This is a genomic window from Streptomyces chiangmaiensis, assembly GCF_036281785.1.
Taxonomy (GTDB): domain Bacteria; phylum Actinomycetota; class Actinomycetes; order Streptomycetales; family Streptomycetaceae; genus Streptomyces; species Streptomyces chiangmaiensis.
Map to the genome: position 1 here is coordinate 74,052 of NZ_JAYWVC010000006.1, position 19,377 is coordinate 93,428.

General features: G+C 70.1%; 21 protein-coding genes. 3 read left to right on the forward strand and 18 right to left on the reverse strand.

Annotated elements, in window-relative coordinates; genetic code table 11:
• Positions 1–50 precede the first annotated feature (50 nt).
• Both VXC91_RS03780 and VXC91_RS03785 read left to right on the forward strand, forming a co-directional pair.
• Positions 51–605, forward strand: a complete 555-nt coding sequence (locus VXC91_RS03780) for a peroxiredoxin (protein ID WP_329505061.1) — start codon at positions 51–53, stop codon at positions 603–605.
• Between the two features lie 3 nt (positions 606–608).
• Positions 609–1,142, forward strand: a complete 534-nt coding sequence (locus VXC91_RS03785) for an alkyl hydroperoxide reductase (protein ID WP_329505062.1) — start codon at positions 609–611, stop codon at positions 1,140–1,142.
• 121 nt (positions 1,143–1,263) lie between these two features.
• Here the strand turns inward: VXC91_RS03785 and VXC91_RS03790 are convergent, their stop codons facing one another.
• The 4 genes from VXC91_RS03790 to VXC91_RS03805 all read right to left on the reverse strand — a co-directional run bounded on the left by VXC91_RS03790 (position 1,264) and on the right by VXC91_RS03805 (position 6,305).
• Positions 1,264–2,571 carry an AI-2E family transporter gene (locus VXC91_RS03790; protein WP_329505063.1) on the reverse strand — a complete coding sequence of 436 codons (1,308 nt, stop codon included), beginning with the start codon at positions 2,569–2,571 and terminating at the stop codon, positions 1,264–1,266.
• Positions 2,572–2,743: 172 nt separating this feature from the next.
• Positions 2,744–3,457, reverse strand: a complete 714-nt coding sequence (locus tag VXC91_RS03795; protein ID WP_329505064.1) for an aggregation-promoting factor C-terminal-like domain-containing protein — start codon at positions 3,455–3,457, stop codon at positions 2,744–2,746.
• 400 nt (positions 3,458–3,857) lie between these two features.
• Positions 3,858–5,183, reverse strand: coding sequence for a PhoH family protein (locus tag VXC91_RS03800; RefSeq protein ID WP_329505066.1), 1,326 nt, complete (start codon positions 5,181–5,183; stop codon positions 3,858–3,860).
• 348 nt (positions 5,184–5,531) lie between these two features.
• Positions 5,532–6,305: an isoprenyl transferase gene (locus VXC91_RS03805; RefSeq protein WP_329505068.1), complete on the reverse strand. Its 774-nt coding sequence runs from the start codon at positions 6,303–6,305 to the stop codon at positions 5,532–5,534.
• Positions 6,306–6,895: 590 nt separating this feature from the next.
• Here VXC91_RS03805 and VXC91_RS03810 point away from each other — a divergent pair.
• A complete protein-coding gene (locus VXC91_RS03810) occupies positions 6,896–7,231 on the forward strand; it encodes a DUF192 domain-containing protein (protein ID WP_329505070.1) in 336 nt (111 codons plus the stop codon).
• Positions 7,232–7,444: 213 nt separating this feature from the next.
• Here VXC91_RS03810 and VXC91_RS03815 read toward each other — a convergent pair whose 3' ends face one another.
• The 14 genes from VXC91_RS03815 to VXC91_RS03880 form a co-directional block, all read right to left on the reverse strand.
• Complete coding sequence (locus VXC91_RS03815; RefSeq protein ID WP_329505071.1) at positions 7,445–8,215, reverse strand: class I SAM-dependent methyltransferase; 771 nt, start codon at positions 8,213–8,215, stop codon at positions 7,445–7,447.
• A 111-nt stretch (positions 8,216–8,326) separates the two neighbouring features.
• Entirely contained in the window at positions 8,327–9,199 is an 873-nt protein-coding gene (locus tag VXC91_RS03820) for an LLM class flavin-dependent oxidoreductase (protein WP_329505072.1), read from the reverse strand.
• A 40-nt stretch (positions 9,200–9,239) separates the two neighbouring features.
• Positions 9,240–9,815, reverse strand: a complete 576-nt coding sequence (locus VXC91_RS03825; protein WP_329505073.1) for a dihydrofolate reductase family protein — start codon at positions 9,813–9,815, stop codon at positions 9,240–9,242.
• A 98-nt stretch (positions 9,816–9,913) separates the two neighbouring features.
• Positions 9,914–10,531: an OmpA family protein gene (locus VXC91_RS03830; protein ID WP_329505074.1), complete on the reverse strand. Its 618-nt coding sequence runs from the start codon at positions 10,529–10,531 to the stop codon at positions 9,914–9,916.
• A 6-nt stretch (positions 10,532–10,537) separates the two neighbouring features.
• Entirely contained in the window at positions 10,538–11,122 is a 585-nt protein-coding gene (locus tag VXC91_RS03835; protein WP_329505075.1) for a hypothetical protein, read from the reverse strand.
• 15 nt (positions 11,123–11,137) lie between these two features.
• Positions 11,138–11,746: a pilus assembly protein TadG-related protein gene (locus tag VXC91_RS03840; RefSeq protein ID WP_329505107.1), complete on the reverse strand. Its 609-nt coding sequence runs from the start codon at positions 11,744–11,746 to the stop codon at positions 11,138–11,140.
• On the reverse strand, positions 11,743–11,952 hold the full coding sequence (locus VXC91_RS03845) for a hypothetical protein (RefSeq protein ID WP_329505109.1): 210 nt from the start codon (positions 11,950–11,952) through the stop codon (positions 11,743–11,745). The genes VXC91_RS03840 and VXC91_RS03845 overlap by 4 nt, the downstream gene beginning before the upstream one ends.
• A 111-nt stretch (positions 11,953–12,063) precedes the next feature.
• On the reverse strand, positions 12,064–12,828 hold the full coding sequence (locus VXC91_RS03850; protein ID WP_329505076.1) for a response regulator transcription factor: 765 nt from the start codon (positions 12,826–12,828) through the stop codon (positions 12,064–12,066).
• A complete protein-coding gene (locus VXC91_RS03855; protein ID WP_329505077.1) occupies positions 12,821–14,125 on the reverse strand; it encodes a sensor histidine kinase in 1,305 nt (434 codons plus the stop codon). The genes VXC91_RS03850 and VXC91_RS03855 overlap by 8 nt, the downstream gene beginning before the upstream one ends.
• Complete coding sequence (locus VXC91_RS03860) at positions 14,122–15,012, reverse strand: DUF5936 domain-containing protein (protein WP_329505079.1); 891 nt, start codon at positions 15,010–15,012, stop codon at positions 14,122–14,124. Before VXC91_RS03860 ends, VXC91_RS03855 begins: the two co-directional genes overlap by 4 nt.
• Positions 15,013–15,025: 13 nt before the next feature.
• Positions 15,026–15,973 carry a type II secretion system F family protein gene (locus tag VXC91_RS03865; RefSeq protein ID WP_329505080.1) on the reverse strand — a complete coding sequence of 316 codons (948 nt, stop codon included), beginning with the start codon at positions 15,971–15,973 and terminating at the stop codon, positions 15,026–15,028.
• A gap of 25 nt (positions 15,974–15,998) precedes the next feature.
• Positions 15,999–17,339, reverse strand: a complete 1,341-nt coding sequence (locus tag VXC91_RS03870; protein WP_329505081.1) for a CpaF family protein — start codon at positions 17,337–17,339, stop codon at positions 15,999–16,001.
• A 34-nt stretch (positions 17,340–17,373) separates the two neighbouring features.
• Positions 17,374–17,766 (reverse strand): TadE family protein, encoded by a 393-nt coding sequence (locus VXC91_RS03875; protein ID WP_329505083.1) that lies wholly within the window; start codon positions 17,764–17,766, stop codon positions 17,374–17,376.
• Positions 17,763–19,376, reverse strand: a complete 1,614-nt coding sequence (locus VXC91_RS03880) for an AAA family ATPase (protein WP_329505085.1) — start codon at positions 19,374–19,376, stop codon at positions 17,763–17,765. The genes VXC91_RS03875 and VXC91_RS03880 overlap by 4 nt, the downstream gene beginning before the upstream one ends.
• Between the last annotated feature and the right edge of the window lies 1 nt (position 19,377).

The window sequence follows — 19,377 nt, forward strand, 5'->3', positions numbered from 1 at the left end:
CATGAGAAGCACCTTGTGTTCGCGGTGTTTCTTTGCTGCAAGGAGAGCATGTGCTCACTGTCGGTGACAAGTTCCCCGAGTTCGAACTGACCGCCTGCGTCTCGCTGGAGAAGGGCAAGGAGTTCGAACAGATCAACCACAAGACCTACGAGGGTCAGTGGAAGATCGTCTTTGCGTGGCCCAAGGACTTCACCTTCGTGTGCCCCACCGAGATCGCGGCCTTCGGCAAGCTGAACGACGAGTTCGCCGACCGTGACGCCCAGATCCTCGGCTTCTCCGGCGACTCCGAGTTCGTCCACCACGCCTGGCGCAAGGACCACCCCGACCTGCGCGACCTGCCGTTCCCGATGATGGCCGACTCGAAGCACGAGCTGATGCGTGCCCTGGGTATCGAGGGCGAGGACGGCTTCGCGCAGCGCGCCGTCTTCATCGTGGACCAGAACAACGAGATCCAGTTCACCATGGTGACCGCGGGATCCGTCGGCCGAAACCCGAAGGAGGTCCTGCGGGTCCTGGACGCCCTGCAGACCGACGAGCTGTGCCCCTGCAACTGGAACAAGGGCGAGGACACCCTCGACCCGGTCAAACTGCTGGCCGGTGAGTGAACGATGTCCCTCGACTCCCTGAAGTCCTCCCTTCCGGACTACGCCAAGGACCTGAAGCTCAACCTGAGTTCGGTCATCGGCAACTCCGGCCTCCCGGCCCAGCAGCTGTGGGGCACGGTCCTGGTCACGGCGATCGCGTCCCGCTCGGCGATCGTGCTGCGCGAGTTGGAGCCGGAGGCGAAGGCGAACCTCACGCCGGAGGCGTACACCGCGGCGAAGTCCGCGGCCGCCGTCATGGCGATGAACAACGTCTTCTACCGCACCCGCCATCTGCTCTCGGACCAGGAGTACGGCACCCTGCGCGCGGGCCTGCGGATGAACATCATCGGCAATCCCGGGGTCGAGAAGGTCGACTTCGAACTGTGGTCGTTCGCGGTGTCGGCGATCAACGGCTGCGGTGCGTGCCTGGACTCGCACGAGCAGGTGCTGCGCAAGGCCGGAGTCGACCGTGAGGTCGTCCAGGAGGCCTTCAAGATCGCGTCGGTGATCCAGGCGGTCGGCGTGACGCTGGACGCGGAGGCGGTCCTCTCCGAGTAGCGCGCGACGGCGCTCCGCTTCCTGGCCCTGCTCGCCTTCACGGTGGGCGGGGCCTCGCGGTCGTTCGCTCCGACGCCGCTGCGGGCCCGGGCGGCCTCGTACCCGAACGCCGGGCGCGCGCTCAGACGCCCGACGGGCTGTCCTGCGGTGGTGGCGTCTCCGACTGCGGTACGGATGCCGGCTGGGGAACCTGGCGCGGGGCTCTCGAGGCCGCGTACGACCGCAGATAGCCCACCACCGTGTTCGTCACCGCCACCAGCGGTACCGCCACCACCGCGCCGCCGATGCCCGCGACCATGCCCCCGGCCGTCACGGAGAGCACCACCGCCAGCGGGTGCACCCGCACGGCCCGGCCCAGGATGAACGGCTGCAGGATGTGGCCCTCGACCTGCTGGACGGTCAGGACCACGGCGAGCGTCATGATCGCGGTGAAGACACCCTGTGTCACCAGCGCCACCACCACCGCCAGCGCTCCCGACGCCACGGCGCCCACCAGGGGGATGAAGGAGAACAGGAAGATGAAGACGGCGAGCGGCACGGCCATGGGCACGTTCAGGAAGTAGATGCCGAGGCCGATGAAGATGGCGTCGATCAGGGCCACGATCACCGTGCCGCGGACATAGGCCGTCAGCGTGCGCCAGGCCCTCGGCCCCGCGCCCGCCACACCCGGCCGCGCCGCGGCGGGCACCAGCTTCAGCGTCCACTCCCAGATGCGCCGGCCGTCGTACAGCAGGAAAAGTGTCGAAAAGACCGTCAGAAGGATTCCGGTCAGGGCCTCGACGATGACCTGCACGCCCTCCAGGCCGGTCGAGGTGATCTGGTCGGCGTTCGCGCCGATCGCCTCGCGCAGGTTCTTGGCGATCTGGTTGATCTGCTTGTCCGTGACGTGGAAGGGGCTGTTGAGCAGCCACTTGCGCAACTCGTCGATGCCGTCCTGGATCTGGTTGGAGAGCGAGTCGATGTTCTCCATGACCTGCCACGTCACGAACCAGCCGATGAGCCCCATGATGACGAAGCCCAGGATCGCGGTCAGCGCGGTCGCCGGTCCCCGCGGCACACCGTGACGGGTCAGCCGCGCCACGGTCGGCTGCAGCAGTGCCGTGATGAGCAGCGCGCACACGAACGCCAGCACCACCAACTGGACGGCACTGATGACCCGCATCAGCACCCAGACCGTGCCCGCGAGGACGAGCACCCGCCAGCCGGCCTCGGCCGCCACCCGTACTCCCCACGGGACCGCTTCGACGGGATGCGGACGCGCCTGTACATCCGGGGGGTACGCCGGAGGCGGCGGAACACCGTCCGGCACCGGGGCGGGCGCCGGCTCGGCATGCTCCTTCTCGACCTCGGCACGGCGCTCGTCCAGCCGCTCGCCCACCTGGCTCAGTCCGGCGCCGAGCCGGGAGAGCCACCCTGGCAGTTGCGACATGATCCGTCCTCTTCCCCCGCGTCCCTGAGTGCTCCCCACCACTCCCCCCTGGAGTCGTCGGCTCCGACCGTACACGGCAGGCCCCCGCGGGCGTAAACGGCCGAAGCCCCTCACCCATAGACGGTGAGGGGCTTCTTGAGGTTGAGCGTCCGCCCGCAAGCGGAACGACGGCTCAGTACCAGTGGTTGGCCTGCCAGAACGACCAGGCCTCACACGGGCTGCCGTACCGGCTGTTCATGTAGTTGAGGCCCCACTTGATCTGCGTGGCCGGGTTCGTCTGCCAGTCGGCGGCGACCGACGACATCTTGGAGCCGGGCAGGGCCTGGAAGAGGCCGTAGGCACCGGAGGACGGGTTGACCGCGCGGTAGTTCCAGCTGGACTCGTGGTCCACGATGTTGCTGAAGCACTGGAACTGGCCGGCCGCGACGATCTGACGCGCCATCGCCTGGATCTGCGAGACGGTGTAGGAGCTCTGGACCGGGAAGCTGGACGCGTCACGGCTCGAGCGGCTGGCCGCCGCCTCCGCCTCCTTGCGCGCCTTGGCTGCCTCTTCGGCCTTCTGCGCGGCCTTCTGCTTGGCGATCGCGTCCGCGGCCGCCTGCTTGCGGGCCGACTCCTCGGCGTCCTTCTTGGCGCCCACGTCCGCGGCGATGGCCTGTGCGTCGGCCTGCTGTGTCAGGGACGCGGTCTGCACCTGCGCCTGCTGACCCGTAGGCAGGTCGGCGAGCAGCATCGAGTCGCCTGCCGTTGCCTCAGCGTCGCTCGAGGGCTGCCCGACGCTGCCCGAGGCAACACCAGTGACGGCGCCGACAGCGGTGACCGCCGTGGCCGAGGCCACTGCGAATCCCCGGACCGAAATCCGGCTCACACGGTTTCCTTCCAGCATCGCCCGCTTCGGTGACCCTGGCGGACGCAATCGTGCCCCTGACGCTGGCCTCCCAACTGCGGGGTCACGGGAGGCACGGGCCCGGTGGGCAACCCCGTGACAGGGGCGGCCGCGTGGTGCTCGGGCGACATACGACGGCGCTGTGAAGTTGGCTGTGGTGCTTCTGGGGTGCCGTACCGCTGGGGGTATGGCTGTGTCGTATGCGAGGCCTGACAGGAGTGAGACTCTGCCGCAACCGGACGCCGGGTGGCAATTCTGTGTCGAGTGTGAAAGCTCACATCCCGTTTGGCCCAGTGGATTCGCGAAAACAACCGCACGCGAAGGCGCCGCCCGACTAGGCTCTAGGCCTTTGCCGGACGACGCCAACCCGCGGGTAACCACCTCGCATTGAACACTCGGGTCAGATCTGCCCGTCTTCGAGCATTTCGGTCACAAGGGCTGCGATCTGGGACCTCTCGGACCGCGTCAGCGTGACGTGGGCGAAGAGCCGATGCCCCTTCAGTTTCTCAACGACGGCGACCACTCCGTCGTACCGGCCCACCCGCAGGTTGTCCCGCTGGGCGACGTCATGGGTGAGAACCACCCGCGAATTCGCGCCGATCCGGGACAGAACGGTCAGCAGCACATTCCGTTCGAGCGACTGCGCCTCATCCACGATGACGAAGGCGTCGTGGAGCGAGCGACCGCGGATGTGGGTGAGCGGAAGGACTTCCAGCATCCCTCGTGCGGTGACCTCTTCGATGACCTCGCGCGTGGTGACCGCGGACAGCGTGTCGAAGACCGCCTGGGCCCAGGGGCTCATCTTCTCGGCCTCGGTGCCGGGCAGATAACCGAGCTCCTGGCCGCCGACCGCGTACAGCGGCCGGAAGACCATCACCTTCTGATGCTGCCTGCGCTCCAGCACCGCCTCGAGGCCCGCGCACAGCGCCAGCGCCGACTTGCCGGTGCCGGCCCGGCCGCCCATCGACATGATCCCCACGTCCGGGTCGAGCAGCAGGTCGAGAGCGATCCGCTGCTCCGCGCTGCGGCCCTTGATGCCGAACGCCTCCCGGTCGCCGCGCACCAGACGGATGTTGCCCTCGGCCGTGACGCGACCCAGCGCCTTGCCTCGCTCCGACTGGATCGTCAGGCCGGTGTGCACGGGCAGATCGGCGGCCTCGGGAACGTATACATGCCCCTCTTCGAAGAGGACGTCCACCTGCTCGCCGGACAGGGTCAGTTCGGACATTCCGGTCCAGCCGGAGGAGTCCGTGATGGCCAGTTCCGCGCGGTACTCCTCGGCCTGGAGCCCGACGGACGACGCCTTGATCCGCAGGGGCAGGTCCTTCGACACGACGGTGACGTCGAACCCCTCCGCCTGCAGGTTGCGGGCGACCGCGAGGATGCGGGAGTCGTTGTCCCCCAGGCGGTAGCCGGTGGGCAGCACGCTGGGGTCCGAGTGGTTGAGCTCGACCCGGAGGGTCCCGCCGAGGTCCCCGGTCGGAATGGGGGCGTCGAGGCGGCCGTACCGCACACGGTAGTCGTCGAGCAGGCGAAGGGCCTGCCGGGCGAAGTAGCCGAGTTCGGGATGGTGCCGCTTGGCCTCCAGCTCCGTGACCACGACGACCGGGAGCACGACCTCGTGCTCGTCGAAGCGCGTCATGGCGTTCGGGTCGGCCAGCAGGACGCTGGTGTCGAGAACATAGGTGCGCCGGTCTGGCTTGTGGCGCTTTGTGCTGGTCACCACGGAAGGACGTACCCCCTCGGATGAGGTCGGGGAGCGACGGAGTGGAGCTGGACCGGTCGACGGCCGCGATGCACGGGCCGAGAACCGGCCCCCCACTGCTTCTTCCGTGCCGAGACCGCACGGTCGGGCTGGTGCAAAGGGCCTCCCGGGCGGACGACCCCGAGCCGTCCGCTGAGATACGACACCCGTGGTTCGGGTGTCGACCTGTCTGGCTTATGCCCTCGAACATGCGCTGCCATGCCACGGCATATGACGGCGCCCCGATGAACTCCGTGTGACTTTTGCACCCGAGCGGGTGAATGCACGTCCCGGCGCGCCGGGCTCCCGGCCGCCGCGGCGAAGGATTCTTCAGCCGCCGTAGCGACGGTGTCGCGCCGCGTAGTCGCGCAGGGCGCGCAGGAAGTCGACCTTGCGGAAGGCCGGCCAGAAGACCTCGCAGAAGTAGTACTCCGAATGGGCGGTCTGCCAGAGCATGAACCCGGACAGCCGCTGTTCGCCGCTCGTGCGAATCACCAGATCGGGATCGGGCTGGTCACTCGTATAGAGGTGTCTGCCGATCAGATCGATGTCGACGGACTCGGCCAGGTCCTCCACCGACGCGCCCTTGTCATGGGCGTCGAGGAGCATCGAGCGGACGGCGTCGGCGATCTCCTGCCGGCCGCCGTAGCCGATGGCGACGTTGACGAGTATCCCGTCGATGCGCGCGGTGGCCTCCTCGGCCTCCTTGAGGACGGTCTGCATCTGCGGGGGCAGCAGGTCGAGGGCGCCCACGTGGTGCACCCGCCAGCGGCCGTCGGCGGCGAGGGAACGGACGACGTCCTCGATGATCCCGAGGAGCGGGACCAGCTCCTCCTTCGGCCGGTCGAAGTTGTCCGTCGACAGCAGCCAGAGCGTGACGACCTCGACGTCCGTCTCGGCGCACCAGCCGAGGAACTCCTCGATCTTGTCGGCCCCGGCCCGGTGGCCCTGTGCGGTGGTGGAACCCGCGGCCTTCGCCCAGCGCCGGTTGCCGTCCATGATGACGCCGATGTGCTTGGGCACCTGAGCGTGGTCCAGGTGACCCTCCACCCGGCGCGCGTACAGCCTGACGAGCATGCCGCGCAGCTTGTCGCGCAGGTTCACGTGATTGTCAGCCCCTCCGTGCGGATCAGACAGGTGCGGGCGTGCGCGATCCCCGTCAGATGGCGGTCCCCGGAGGCGAAGCCTACCCCCGGGAAACCCGGGCCCCGCCAAGGGGTGTCAGTGGTCTGTATCAGCTTCGTACCCGTGAACGGGGGCCGCATGGCTGGGTATTCCGGGTTTCGGGTCGGGTGCGGGGACTCGGCCCGCGGGGCGGCGGGCTCGGCGGACGAGCCGGATCGGACCCGGGGCTCAGCCGCGGGGAAAGGAAAACGGGCCGGTCCGTGGGGGGGAGACGGACCGGCCCGAGGGGGGGTTTCCACCATAACCCTTCGTAAGTGATGCTGCGTGCATCGGCGTGCCACAACTACTCTCCGAAATCGTCCGGCGACGCCGCGGTGGCCCCGGAATCGTTCATTCAGGGCGTGTTCATGGCCGGAACACAGCGGATCCAAAGGGAATCCGGCTGAATCCTGAGGTATGCAAGGGGCGTGCGCGGCCTTGTGGGGCGCACGGCGACATGTCCGTACGTACTCCCGGCGGGTGACGAGCGCCGGGAACGGCCACTTGACGCCGTCGCTAACTTCGCAGCCATGGCCATGCTCACCACGGCGGGGATGTCCGCCCCGGTGCCACTGGAGATCGCCCGGTCGGCGGGCGCCCGGCGGCGTGGACTGCTCGGGCGCGCGGGGATCGAGGGCGCGCTGCTGCTGAGTCCGGCGAGCGCCGTGCACACCCTGGGCATGCGATTCGCGATCGACATCGCCTATCTGGACGCGGCATTGCGGGTGGTGGCGGTGCGGACGATGCGACCGGGGCGGCTCGGCCTGCCCCGGCTGCGTGCGCGCCACGTTCTGGAGGCCGAGGCCGGCGCGATGGAGCGATGGGGGATACGGCGCGGGGTGCAGGTGATCGTGCGGGACGTCTGACGGTGCGTCCGGCCGGGCACGGCGCCGCGCAGCCCCCTCCACTGCGCGATGCCATCCGCGCAGCTTTGCTCACGCGATTTACCTTGGTCTGAACTTACGTGAGGCGAAGGCCGGGGGGCGAGCGGCGCTCGATAACGATATGAAAACCTCGAGCCAACGTCTCGACATGTGGACGCCAGTCTCACTGTTCGATATGGGCCGGGCCGCGCACGGTCAGTCGCGCGGCTTGCGCGCCTCGATCAGGAAGCGGGAGCTGTGGGCGACGAAAGGCCCCTCCGACTCGATCCGTTCGTGCAGGGACCGAAGCCGGGACTCGTACCGCTCCACGGTGAAATCGGGGACCATCCAGATCACCTTGCGCAGGAAGTGGACGACGGCACCGATGTCATGGAACTCCATGCGCAGCCGGGCCTGCTGAAGGCCGGTCACCTCGAGACCCACGGCTTCGGCCTCGGCCCGCGCACGCTCAGGGTCGCGGGCGGAGCGGACTGCTTCCGGCTGCGGCCCGAGGAAGTACTCGACCACTTCGAAGGCGCTCGCCGGGCCGACCTGCTGGGAGAAGTACGTGCCGCCGGGGCGCAGGACACGGGCGATCTCGTGCCAGTAGGTGCGCACCGGATGCCGGCTGGTGACGAGGTCGAAGGCGGCGTCCCCGAAGGGCAGCGGCGCATCCTCCGGCGAGGCGACGACCACGACACCGCGCGGGTGGAGCAGGACGGTGGCCCGCGCGACGTTCGGCGGCCAGCCCTCGGTGGCAGCGGTGAGGGGCGGCAGCGTCGCCGCGGAGGCCAGGACCTCCCCTCCCCCGGTCTGGATGTCGAGCGCGGCCGACACCTGCGCGAGGCGCTCGGCCATCGAACGCGCGTACCCCCAGGGGGGCCGCTCTTCCGTGGCCCGGCCCTCGAACCAGGAGAAGTCCCAGCCGTCGACGGAGGCGTCGACGGCTTCCTTGACGAGTTCTTCGAAGGTACGGCCCAGGCTCATGGGGCGATCGTCCCCGTGCCCGGGAGGGATCGCGAACGAATTTTCCACGCGAGGGCCGGTCGCCCGCACGACCGGACGAACGACCGGCCTCCACCACGATCTGCCCCGGCGCTACGGCAGCAGGGGCCGCACCTCGTGGGCCACGAACCGCAGGAACGCCTCCGGGTCCGGCTCGTCCGCCGTCGGCTCGAGGATCACCGTGTCCGCGCCCGCGTCGGCCAGGCTCCGCACGGCTTTGGCGACCGCGCCCGCATCCCCGGCCACCCCGTGCTCCGCCATCGGGTCCTTCCCGCCCGCCGCCATGTCCGCGCTCAGCCGCGCGGCACAGTCCGGGCCGGTGGCGGTGCGCAGATAGACGACGACGTGATGAGGATCGGTACGCCCGGCCGACTCCCGGCCGGTGTCGATGAGCTGACGGGCCTTTCGTACTCCTTCTGGCGTCGTGGCCGAGGTGAGGACGGTCCCGTCGGCCGCCTCGCCGGACAGCCGCAGCGTGCGCGGTCCCGTGGCCCCCGCGAGGATGCGGACCGCCTCCGCGGGCGGCCAGTCCAGCGCGACGCCGTCCAGTCGCACGTACCGCCCGTCCGTGGTGACGCGCTCACCGCGCAGCAGGGCCCGCAGGGCGTCGAGATGCTCGCGCAGCAGCGTCAGGGGCGACTCCGCGCGGGCCCCGACCTGGGCCATCCAGCTCTGCACACCGTGCCCGACGCCGAGGATCGCCCGCCCCGGGAACATCCGCTCCAGCGTCGCGGCCTCCATCGCGGTGACCGCGACGTTCCGCAGGGGAACCGGCAGCAGTCCGATCCCGACCCGCAACCGCTCGGTCCAGGCGAGCGCGGCGGACGCGGCGGAGATCCCTCCTTCCAGAAAGCAGTCCTCCCACAGCCACAGCTCCTCGAGGCCCGACTCGTCCGCGAGCCGCGCCATCGCGCGCAGTCGCTCGGGAGGCAGTTGGGGCCGGAACACAGCACCGAGTCCAGTCATGCGGTCTTCCTATCGAGCGGGCCCGGGCAGGACAACACCTTTACCGTTCGCCCGCGCCGGGGCGCTCGTAGTGCAGCAGCACCACACCGTTGCCGAACCGGCGCAAGTCGATCAGACGGAGCGCGGTCAGGGCGTCGGTATCGGGGAAGAGACGCTGTCCCCGGCCGACGAGGATCGGATGGACGTACACCCGGAACTCGTCGACGAGGTCGAGCCGCAGGAACTCGGCAGCCAGGGCCGCGCCGCCGAGCGCCAGGTCGCCGCCCTCCTGGGCCTTGAGCGCGAGGATGTCGTCGACGACGACGTCCCGGACAATGGTGGTGTGCCAGTCGGCGTGCTCCAGGGTCCGGGAGAACACCACCTTGGGCATGTTCCGCCAGATCCGGGCGTACTCGACCATAGGTCCCGAGCGGTGAGGGTCGGCGTCTGCGGTGGGCCAGAAGCGGGCCATGAGCTCGTAGGTCACGCGTCCGTTGAGAAAGGCGCCCATCTCCTTGAGCACGTCGTTGAAGTGCTGGTGCAGTTCGTCGTCCACGAGGTGCCAGTCGATCTCGCGGTTCGGGCCCTCGATGTAGCCGTCCAGGGACATGGACATCATCAGGACGATCTTTCTCATGGCAGCTCCCGGTTCCGACGTCGACCGACTGGACGGCACGAGCATCGCGCAGCCGTGCCGCGCGCGGGCGGAGGCGGCTCCGGCGAATTCGCGCACTCCTACGAAGACAAGTCTCCTCTCGGGAACGACACCTCCACGCGGCGGTTCTTGCGCCGGCCCTCCTTCGTGGAGTTGTCGGCGATCGGGTAGTCCTCGCTGTAGCCGCGCACCTCGAAGGTGACGTTCCCGCCGAGGGTCGAGGCCAGCCGGTCGTGCACCGCCTCCGCGCGCTGTCGGGAGAGGACCAGGCCGTGTGCGTAGCTGCCGAGGTCGTCGGTGAAGCCGAAGACGCGGACGCTCGTCGCGTTCTGCTTCTCGATCTCCTCAGCGATGGCGTCGATGCGGGAGCGGGCCTGCGGGTTCAGTTTGGCGCTGTCCTTGGGGAACAGCACCTCCGCCTGGAGCGCGAAGGTGACGCTCTCGTTGGTGTCCTCACGTCGCTCCTCGCCCCCGAGGTCCTCCACGACGGACTTGATGTCCAGCACCTTGGCGGGCGCGAGCGTGGCCCCGTCGGCGAGCTTGAGCCCAGGACTGGTGGGGTCGACGGACGGGGGCGGGGAGGTGGAGACGGTCCCGGGAGGCGCGCTGGGGCCGTCGTCGGCGACGGCCTGGGGGGCGGCGGTCAGGGTGAGGAGAGTGAGGGCGGCGACAAGGGCGGCGCGAGGAGCGGGGGCCATGGTCGGTCACCTCTGGGCGATCTGAATAGGAGTGGGAGGCAAGCCACCGACCTGAAAGTTCACCTGGGTTGTGCCCTCGGGTGGGGCGGGAAACTGGGCGAACCAGCTCGCCGAGTCGCCCGGCCTCAGCCGGGAGAACTTGGTGCACAGGCAGCGACCTGTGGTGTCCCGCAGGACGAGGTACTTCTTCTTGCCCTTCTCGTCGACCAGGCTTGCGCCGGAGAGTGACCCCCCGTTGACAGCCAACTCGGTCTCGTTGCTCTGCCAGTCGGCGCCGAGCCACGAGCTGCTGCCACCGTTCGTCACCTGGCCCGCCACCGTGACGAAGCCGCCCTGGTCCCGTTGTGCGGAAGTGACCGTTATCGTGATGTCGCCGTCCTTGGCCGTGGCGAGCACCTTGTCCACGGAGCCCGTCGGCGGTCCCTGCTGGTCGGCACTGTCGTCCTTGCCCTGCGGGGCCGCCGAGGAACTCGCCTTGGACTCACCCTGGTCTCCTCCCCCACCGCAGCCGGTCACCGTGAGGAGCAGACCAGCCGCGATGGCGACAGCAGTGAGCGCTCTGCGGCCCTTCATGGCGCACCGGAGATTCATCGGTACGGCTTCCTTTCACTCGGCCAGACGCACAGAGAACAGCACGGACGCGTCCGGAAGGTCGTCCGGATCGAAATCTCCGGGATCGATGTCGACGCTCTCGCCCCCGCAGTCCAGTTCTACGGGCTTTTTTGCGTCGGCGTCCCCGGGAACGATGCAGCGGGGTTCGATGACCGCAGTGGCCTGAGCCATGGCGTGCTGCGTCTCCGTTCCCGGGATGATGGACTTCCCCACCGTGTAGCGCGTTTCGACCGCCACTCGGTATCCGGGAAGTCCGTTCACGGCGGTGGGTACGGCCCCGCCTTGCACCGTGGCGTCGTTCTCGTCGGCAAGTCGTTCCGCCGCGGCAGTTGCTCCCGTGCCCTTGAAGAGATCGCCCCTGAGCCAGTCCAGCCAGTTGTCGTCATGGCCGACCGCTGCCTCCAAGCCGGCCATCAACTCGTCACGAGAGTCCTGGGCCGCCGCCAACGCAGCGGCGTCCGCCGCGGATTGAGCTCCATTCCGCGCGGACGCCGCTTGAGCGAAGACGAAGAACGCAAAGGCGATGAAAAGCAGAATCCCCGTCAGCCAGATGTACAGGGGGAGAGTCTGCCCTCGGTCACCGTAAGAAGGCCGGGCAATCAGCCACCGCCACCGATCACCCGGTCGACGGCATCGCCTATGGCTCCCGAAATCAAGCCGTCCAGGCCCAGTTGGTCGATCAAAGTGAAGATCCCGGCAATGATGATCATCAATCCGGCGTACTCGACGAACCCCGCCCCGGCATCCCCTCGCATCCGGGACGCCACGGTCCGCCCCCACACACCGATCCTGCGTCTCGCCCTGGTCATCACGGTCCCTGCCCTCCCGCCCGCCGCGGACACCGCCGGTCCACGCACCGTACGTGAAAGGCTCCTCACTCCGAGTGGGCCCAGGGACCCAACTTCCCCCCGCGTCAAGGGTCACCCGCTCCACCCCTCTCGTGCCGTCCCGAGCCAGTGGGCGATCGCTTCGCTGCGCGAAGAGCTGTGCAGCTTCGCGAAGATGCGATTGATGTGATTCTTGACCGTCTTCTCGCTGATGAAGCAGGCGGCGGCGATCTGCCGGTTGTTCATCCCGGCCGCGATGAGATCCATGACCTCCACCTCCCTCGAACTCAGACCGAAGTCCAGCCACCCCGCGGCACGACGCCGCAGGCTCTCCGTACGGGCGGCCGCAGCCATCGACGACTGTGACACAACTGGTTGCAGATGCGAAGGTCTTTCATTCCCTTCGTAGGAAACGCCGAGCGAGGACGAGACAGGGCGGGACGGCGACGCGGCCCCCGGGGAGACCGTCGGCCGCCCCTGTCTCAGGCCCCGTACCGCCGTGATCAGTTCGGCTGCCGTGAACTCGCCGTGCACCAGGTAGCCGCAGGCCCCGCGGCGCAGCGCCTCGGCCACGACCTCGGGTTCCCTGCTGTAGGTCAGCATCATCACAAGCGCCGCGCGGGCGAGTTCGGGCAGTGCGGTCAAACCGTCCGTGCCCGGCATACGGACGTCGAGGAGGACGACGTCGGGGCGGTGCCGGGCGCTCAGGGCGAGTGCCTGCGCGCCGTCCGCCGCCTCCGCAACCACGTCGATGTCGGGATGGGCGGACAACAGGGCGGCAAGTCCCGCCCGTACGACCGGATTGTCGTCGGCCACGAGGACGCGCAGGGGCGGGCCGGGAAGTGCCTGGTCAGGCATGTGCGGCCTCCTCTTGGGGGGTGGGGGGAGCGGTCGCGGTGAGGGGCACGTGCAGATGGATCTCGGCACCGCCGAGCGGTGAACGGCCCGGCCGGAGGCGGCCGCCCAGAGTCGCGGCGCGTTCCGCCATACCCAGCAGACCGAAGTGGCCGGTTCTCGCCAGGTCCGCGGGCGCCGTGGCCGGCGGCAGGCCGACACCGTCGTCCGCGATCCGCAGATCGAAGGCGGTGTCGCCGACGGTGTGGAGTGTGATCCGGACTCGGCTCGCACGGGCGTGGCGATGCGCGTTCTCCAGCGCCTCCGAGACGATCGCCAGGATGTGGTGTGCCGTCGCGTACGACAGGAGCAACGGTGCCTCCGGCTTGTCCAGCTCGGCCTCCAGTCCTGCACGCGCGGCGAACTGGCGGACGCGGACTGCCAGTTCCGCCGAGACGTCCACCCGCGCCGTCGTGAAGTCCGTACGGCGCCGCAGGTCCGACAGCAGGTCCCGGGACTCCGCCGCCGCCCTGCGCGCCGCGCCGGCCACCTGGTTCGCCTGGCGTTTGAGCGTCTCGGGGTCGCATCGGTCGGCCGAGACGGCGAGCGCCTCCGCAGCCAGGGCCAGACCGTGCAGGGTCTTCGCCACCGAGTCATGCATCTCCCGGGCCAGCCGGGCGCGTTCGGACTCGACGGCCTCCGCCGCGGCCAGGCGCGCGTTCGCCTCGGACAGCGCCTCGCCGGCCGCGCCGAACCGGAACAGCAGATTGCGCAGGGTCACTCCGATGATGCCCGCGGCGAGACAGAAGCCGGCGATCAGAAGGGTGCTGATGCCGGCGCCCGGGCGGTGCTCCCAGGCCCGGAACACCGTGACGACGACGGCCAGTTGCAGACCGGTGATGACACCCGCCCCCCGCCAGCCGTAGAGCAGACCGGACAGCAGAGGGGCGCAGACGGTGGCGTACGCGAGGGGGGAGGCAGGGGACGCGGTGAGCAGCAGCGTGGCGACGAAGAGAAGGTCGAGGGCCATCAGTGACGGGTGGGCGAGCAGACGCGGGCCGACCCGGTCCCAGTCGCGGAGCAGGGCGTACGACGTCATGACGCCGAGGACGGCGGCCGTGAGGACGGCGTAGCGCAGGGCACCGCCCGGCGTGTTGGCCAGGGCGAAGGGCGCGCCGATCAGGACCAGCGCGAGGCGTACGGCGACGGTCTGGCGGCACAGCGCCTGGAGCGCGCTCAACTGGAGGCGGACGCCGGCCGGCGGCGGGGCGTCGTCCTCCAGGTACCCGGGTGCGGGGCGCGGGGTACGGCTGCTCATCATCGGCCCAGGATCGATCCGAAGTCCGTCCCCGAGCCCAGGAACATGCCCGTGGCGATGAGGATCATCGTCGCCGGGAGCATGAAGACCAGGGTGACCAGTGTGGCCTTGGGGATCGTCTTCGCCGCACGGCGGCGGGCGTTCTGCGCGTCGGTGCGCCGCATGTCCGTGGCCAGCTGGATCAAGGTCTCGGCGATGGGGGAACCGAGCTCCTCGCCCTGCTGCAGGGCCGAGACGAACTGGGCCACCTGTTCGGAGGAGTTTCGCCTGCGCAGCTCGTCGAAGGCCTGGCGGCGGCTGACCCCCATGTCCATCTGGCGCAGGGTGATGCGCAGTTCGTCCGCCCAGGGGCCCTCGTACTTCTCCGCGACCCGGTCGAGGGCCTGGCGGAAGCCGAGCCCTGCCGATACGACGACCGCGAGCACGTCCAGGAAGTCCGGCAGGGTGCGGTCGATGGCCTCCTTGCGCTCGCGGATGGCCTGCCAGATCAACGCGTCGGCCGCCAGCAGGCCGAAGGCGAACGTGCCCACCGCCAGCAGCGGATGGCCGCCCGAGAGGAAGATCAGGCCCATCACGCAGCCGAAGAGGCCGTACACCGCCCGGCGTGCGGCATAGCGGTGGAGGGTGAGACCGCCCGGGTTGCCTGCCATGTCGATGCGGCGGCGCTTGCCGTCGATTCGGCGCGGACCCATCAGGCGCAGGACGGAGGGGGCGAAGCGCATCCCGATCCGATCGACCGCCGATCCGGCCTTGGAGACGCGGGTGGCCCCCACCTCCAGGGCGAGCACCAGATCGCTCGGCAGTTTGGCGTCCGCGCGGATCATCCGGACGCCGAGGAGGATCCCCGCGACCGAGACCGCCATCAGCAGGGCCAGGAACAACGGCAGCATCGCGACCTCCCCCTCACACTTCGATCTTGCCGAGGCGGCGGATGACGAAGAAGCCGACGGTGTAGAGGCCGAGCGCCAGCAGCACCAGCCCCTGGCCGAGCGGGGAACCGGTGACGCGGGCCAGGGCGCCTTCGTTCGAGGAGTTGACCAGGACGAGGGAGCCGAGGCCCAGCAGCGGGACCGTGAAGGCCGTGGCATTGACCTCGGAGAGCATCGTGCGGACCTCGCGCCGGGTCTCCTTGCGGTCCTCCAGGGTCTGGGTGAGGTTGCGCAGCGAGTTCACCACCGAGCCGCCCGCTTTGTTGGCCAGGACGAGCGTGGTGACCAGGACGATCAGCTCGCGGGACGGGAGGCGCTCGGCCAGTTCGTCGAGGGCGTCGTCGACCGAACGGCCCAGCGTCAGCTGATCGGCGACCCGGGCCAGTTCCTCCCCGGCCGGGGCTTCCAGCTCCTCCGCCGCCATGGCGAGGGCGGTGCGCAGGGCGAGACCGGCGGCCGTGGCATTGGCCAGGAGGCGGGCCACGTCCGGCAGTTGGTTGATGAAGGCCTCGATGCGTTTCTGCCGTTGCCAGTTGAGGAAGATCGCCGCGCTCCACACCCCGATCAACCCGGCGACCGGCCCGAAGAAGGGGGCGAGGGCCGTCGCGGCGATCAGCCAGAGCGCGACGACGACGGCGGTGACGTAGGTGCAGAACTCCCCCGCCGTCAGGTCGAGTCCGGTCGCCGACAGGCGCAGCTGGACGGTTCGCCCGAGGCGGGTGCGGCGCAGCCGGCGGTCGATGCCCGTGAAGCGCCGTACGCGGCCGCCCGCCGTACGGGGCCGCCCCGCCGCGGCGCCGGAGAGCCTGTCGACGAGGGCCTGGCGCTGGGCGCGGCCGGAGGCGTACGTATGGACGCCGGCCACGGCGAGCGTGCCGGTGAGGACGGTGGCGCCGAGGGCGAGGAGGGCGGGGTCGTTCATGGCTCGCTCCTGACGTGGGCGGGGGTCATCCGATGGCCTGCCTCGTGTGGAGCGCGTCGATGGCCTCGGCGACACGGAAGGCCGGCGGCAGCGGCTCGTCGGCGACGTAGAGCTTCTCCGCGACGGTCCGCGGCAGCGGAAGGTGCTCGAAGCGGCCGCGGACGATCCGGTCGGCGGCCGGCGGCCGGGGAACGAAACGGGACACGGTGGCGACGCGGAACTGTTCGCGTCCGTGCGACACCACGAGCGCGATCTCCACGACCTTGCGCGAGCCGTCGGCGTACCGGGCGAGCTGGACGACGACGTCCACCGCCGAGTTGATCTGGTCCTTGAGGGCCTCGAAGGGGATCAGCACCTCGGACATCGACCCGAGGGTCTGCAGTCGCATCAGCGCGTCCTCCGCCGAGTTGGCGTGGACGGTGGCGAGGGAGCCGTCGTGGCCCGTCGACATCGCCTGGAGCATGTCGAGGGTCTCACCGCCGCGGACCTCTCCGACGATGATGCGGTCGGGACGCATCCGCAGGCTGTTGCGGACCAGGTCGCGGATGGTGATCCGGCCCTTTCCCTCGACGTTCGGCGGGCGGGACTCCAGACGGATCACGTGCTCCTGCTGGAGCTGGAGTTCGGCGGAGTCCTCGATGGTGATGATGCGCTCGTGGGACGGGATGAGTCCCGACAGGGCGTTGAGCAGGGTCGTCTTCCCGGTGCCCGTACCGCCACTGACGATGAGGTTGAAGCGGGCCCGGACGAAGGCCGCGAGCAGCATCAGCATCTGCTCGTCGAGCGAGCCGAGGCCGATGAGCTCGGGGAGGGTGTACGCGCGCGGGAAGCGGCGGATCGTGAGGGTGGGGCCGGTCAGGGCGAGCGGCGGGATGATGACGTTGACGCGTTCGCCGGTGGGCAGTCGGGCGTCGACCATCGGGTTGGACTCGTCGACACGGCGGTTGACCGTCGAGACGATCCGCTCGATGGTCTGCATCAGCTGCTCGGTGGAGGCGAAGCGGAGCGGAAGCTGTTCCACGCGGCCCGCTCGCTCCACGAAGACCGAGTCGGGGCCGTTGACCATGATCTCGGTGATCGACGCGTCGGCCAGGAGCGGCTCAAGGACGCCGAGCCCGAGGGCCTCGTCGACGACCCTCCGGATCAGCTGGGAGCGTTCGGAGGAGGAGAGGACCGGCCCCTCCCGGCTGATGATGTGCCCGAGGACGCGCTCCAGACGGACCCGGCGTTCGGCGGCCGCGAGGCCGGACATCTCGGCGAGGTCGATCTCTTCGAGGAGCTTGGCGCGGTAGACCGCGACGAGGTGTCCGTCCTCGCGGGCGGCTCCCCCGTTGTCGGGGGCGGCGATACGGGAGCGCAGGCTCATGTCGGTCGTCAGCTCCTCTCTGTCGTGGGGCGGTTCAGTCGTCGTTGGGCATGGTGGCGCGGCGGGTGACGTCCCAGCCGCCGAAGAGCGGGATCACGGCGGGGACGTGGACGGTGACGGTGGCGGTGGTGGTGTCGGCACCCCTCGCCGGCTGCGGTACGTCGGGGGAGAGCCAGCCGCTGACGGCGGCGGCACCCGCGGCCGAGCCGTCGCCGTCCTGGGAGGCGACCCGGGCGGCCGCGCGGGCGGCGGTGCCGGCCTGGTTGATGCCGTAGCCGACCAGGCCCAGCTGGATGGCGGCCATGCCGATGACGAGGAGGACGGGGAGGTAGCCGGCGAACTCGAGCATGGAGACGCCGCGGTCGTTCCACCGGCGGGCCCGGGGTCCTGAGGGGGCCGCCGCCCGGCTGCGCGGAAACGCCCTCATCGGTCGTTCCCCTCCAGCGCCGCGCCCGCGCTCCCGTCGACCCGCCAGCCCGGGTCGACACCCGGGAAGAACAGCGGGACCTGTGCACGCACCGTCGCCTTCATCACCGAGCCGTCCGGGGCACAGCGGATCTCCGCGCCGCTCCAGGAGCCCGGAAGATGCCTGGCTCCCGCCGACCGGCACGCCCCCGACCAGTCCCCCTGCACGGCGTACGCCGCCGTCGCCGCCCGCGCCGCCTCGTCCGCCGCGTTGCCCGCCAGCGAGTACGTGTAGCCGTACAGGGCGCACTCCCACAGGAGGGCCATCACGACCAGGACGAGCGGGAACATCCCGGCGAACTCCAGCGTCACCGATCCCCGGTCACCGCCCTTGCGCCACAGGCTCAGCGCCCCCCGGTCCGACGACGCCTTCCGGCGCCGCCCGCCTCCGCCCTCCTGCACCCTCACGAGGTCCAGCTCCCCCGCCAGCGCCCACAGCGCCTGCTTCACCGTGGAGCGGGCGTCGAGGTCCTGGAGGCGTCCGGTGTCCACGACCGACTGGAGCTCCCTGAAGGCGGCCGGGACGACGGCGCGGGCCACCCGGGTGCCGGTGACACGTTCGACGAGGGCGGGCTGGATCTCCGTACCGCGTGAGTGGCGGTTGACGACCGTCAGGGTCTCCTCGGCCTTGCGGATCTGGAGCCGGTCCCACAGGCGCACCATCCGCTTGGCGGCGCGGACCGCGACCACGTCCGGGGTGACCAGCAGCAGCGCATGGTCGGCGACCTCGACGGCGGCGGCGGTGGCCGAGTTCATCTGGGAGCCGCAGTCGACGATCACCACGTCGTGGCGGGCCCGGAGCGCACCCAGGACCTGGCGGGCCACGCGATCCGTGACCTCCTCGCCGCGTTCGCCCTCGGCGGGGGCGAGGAGGAGTCCGATGCCGCTGTCGTGGGTGTAGACGGCGTCCTGGAGGACGCGGGGGTTGATGTCCGTGATCCCGGCGAGGTCGGCCACCGAACGCCGGAACTGCACGTCCAGGTAGGAGGCGACGTCCCCGGACTGCAGGTCGAGGTCGACGAGCGCGACGGTACGGCCCGACGTCCGGGCCGCGAGCGCCAGCTGGACGGCCGCGACCGTCGCCCCGACACCCCCCTTGGCTCCGGTCACCGTGACCACCGTCCCGCCGGCCCCGGAGTACAGCTCGGGGGTGCCGGTGCCCAGGTGGCGCCGCATGCCTGCGGACCAGGCGGCCGCAGCCTGGATGCGTTCGGCGAGGGCGTCGTAGCCGAGGGGCAGGGTGACGATGCCGCGGGCGCCGGAGTCCATCGCGGCGGTCAGGACGCCCGTGCTCGTGTCGGCGGTGATGAGCACGACGCCGACCGCCGGGAACCGCAGCACAAGGTCGCGGATCAGGTCGAGCGCGGGAACCGGTCCGATCCGCTCGTGCACGAGGACGACCTCGGGCAGTTCGTCGAGGGACTCTCCGGCCAGGCGCGCGAGGGCGTCGAGCAGGGCCGTGGAGTCGTGGACCGGCGCGGCGGGCTCGGCATCGGCGACCTGGCTCAGCAGGGTGGTGAGCGCGCGTGCCGCGTCGGGGTCCCCGACGGCGGGGAGGATTCGGATGGTCATC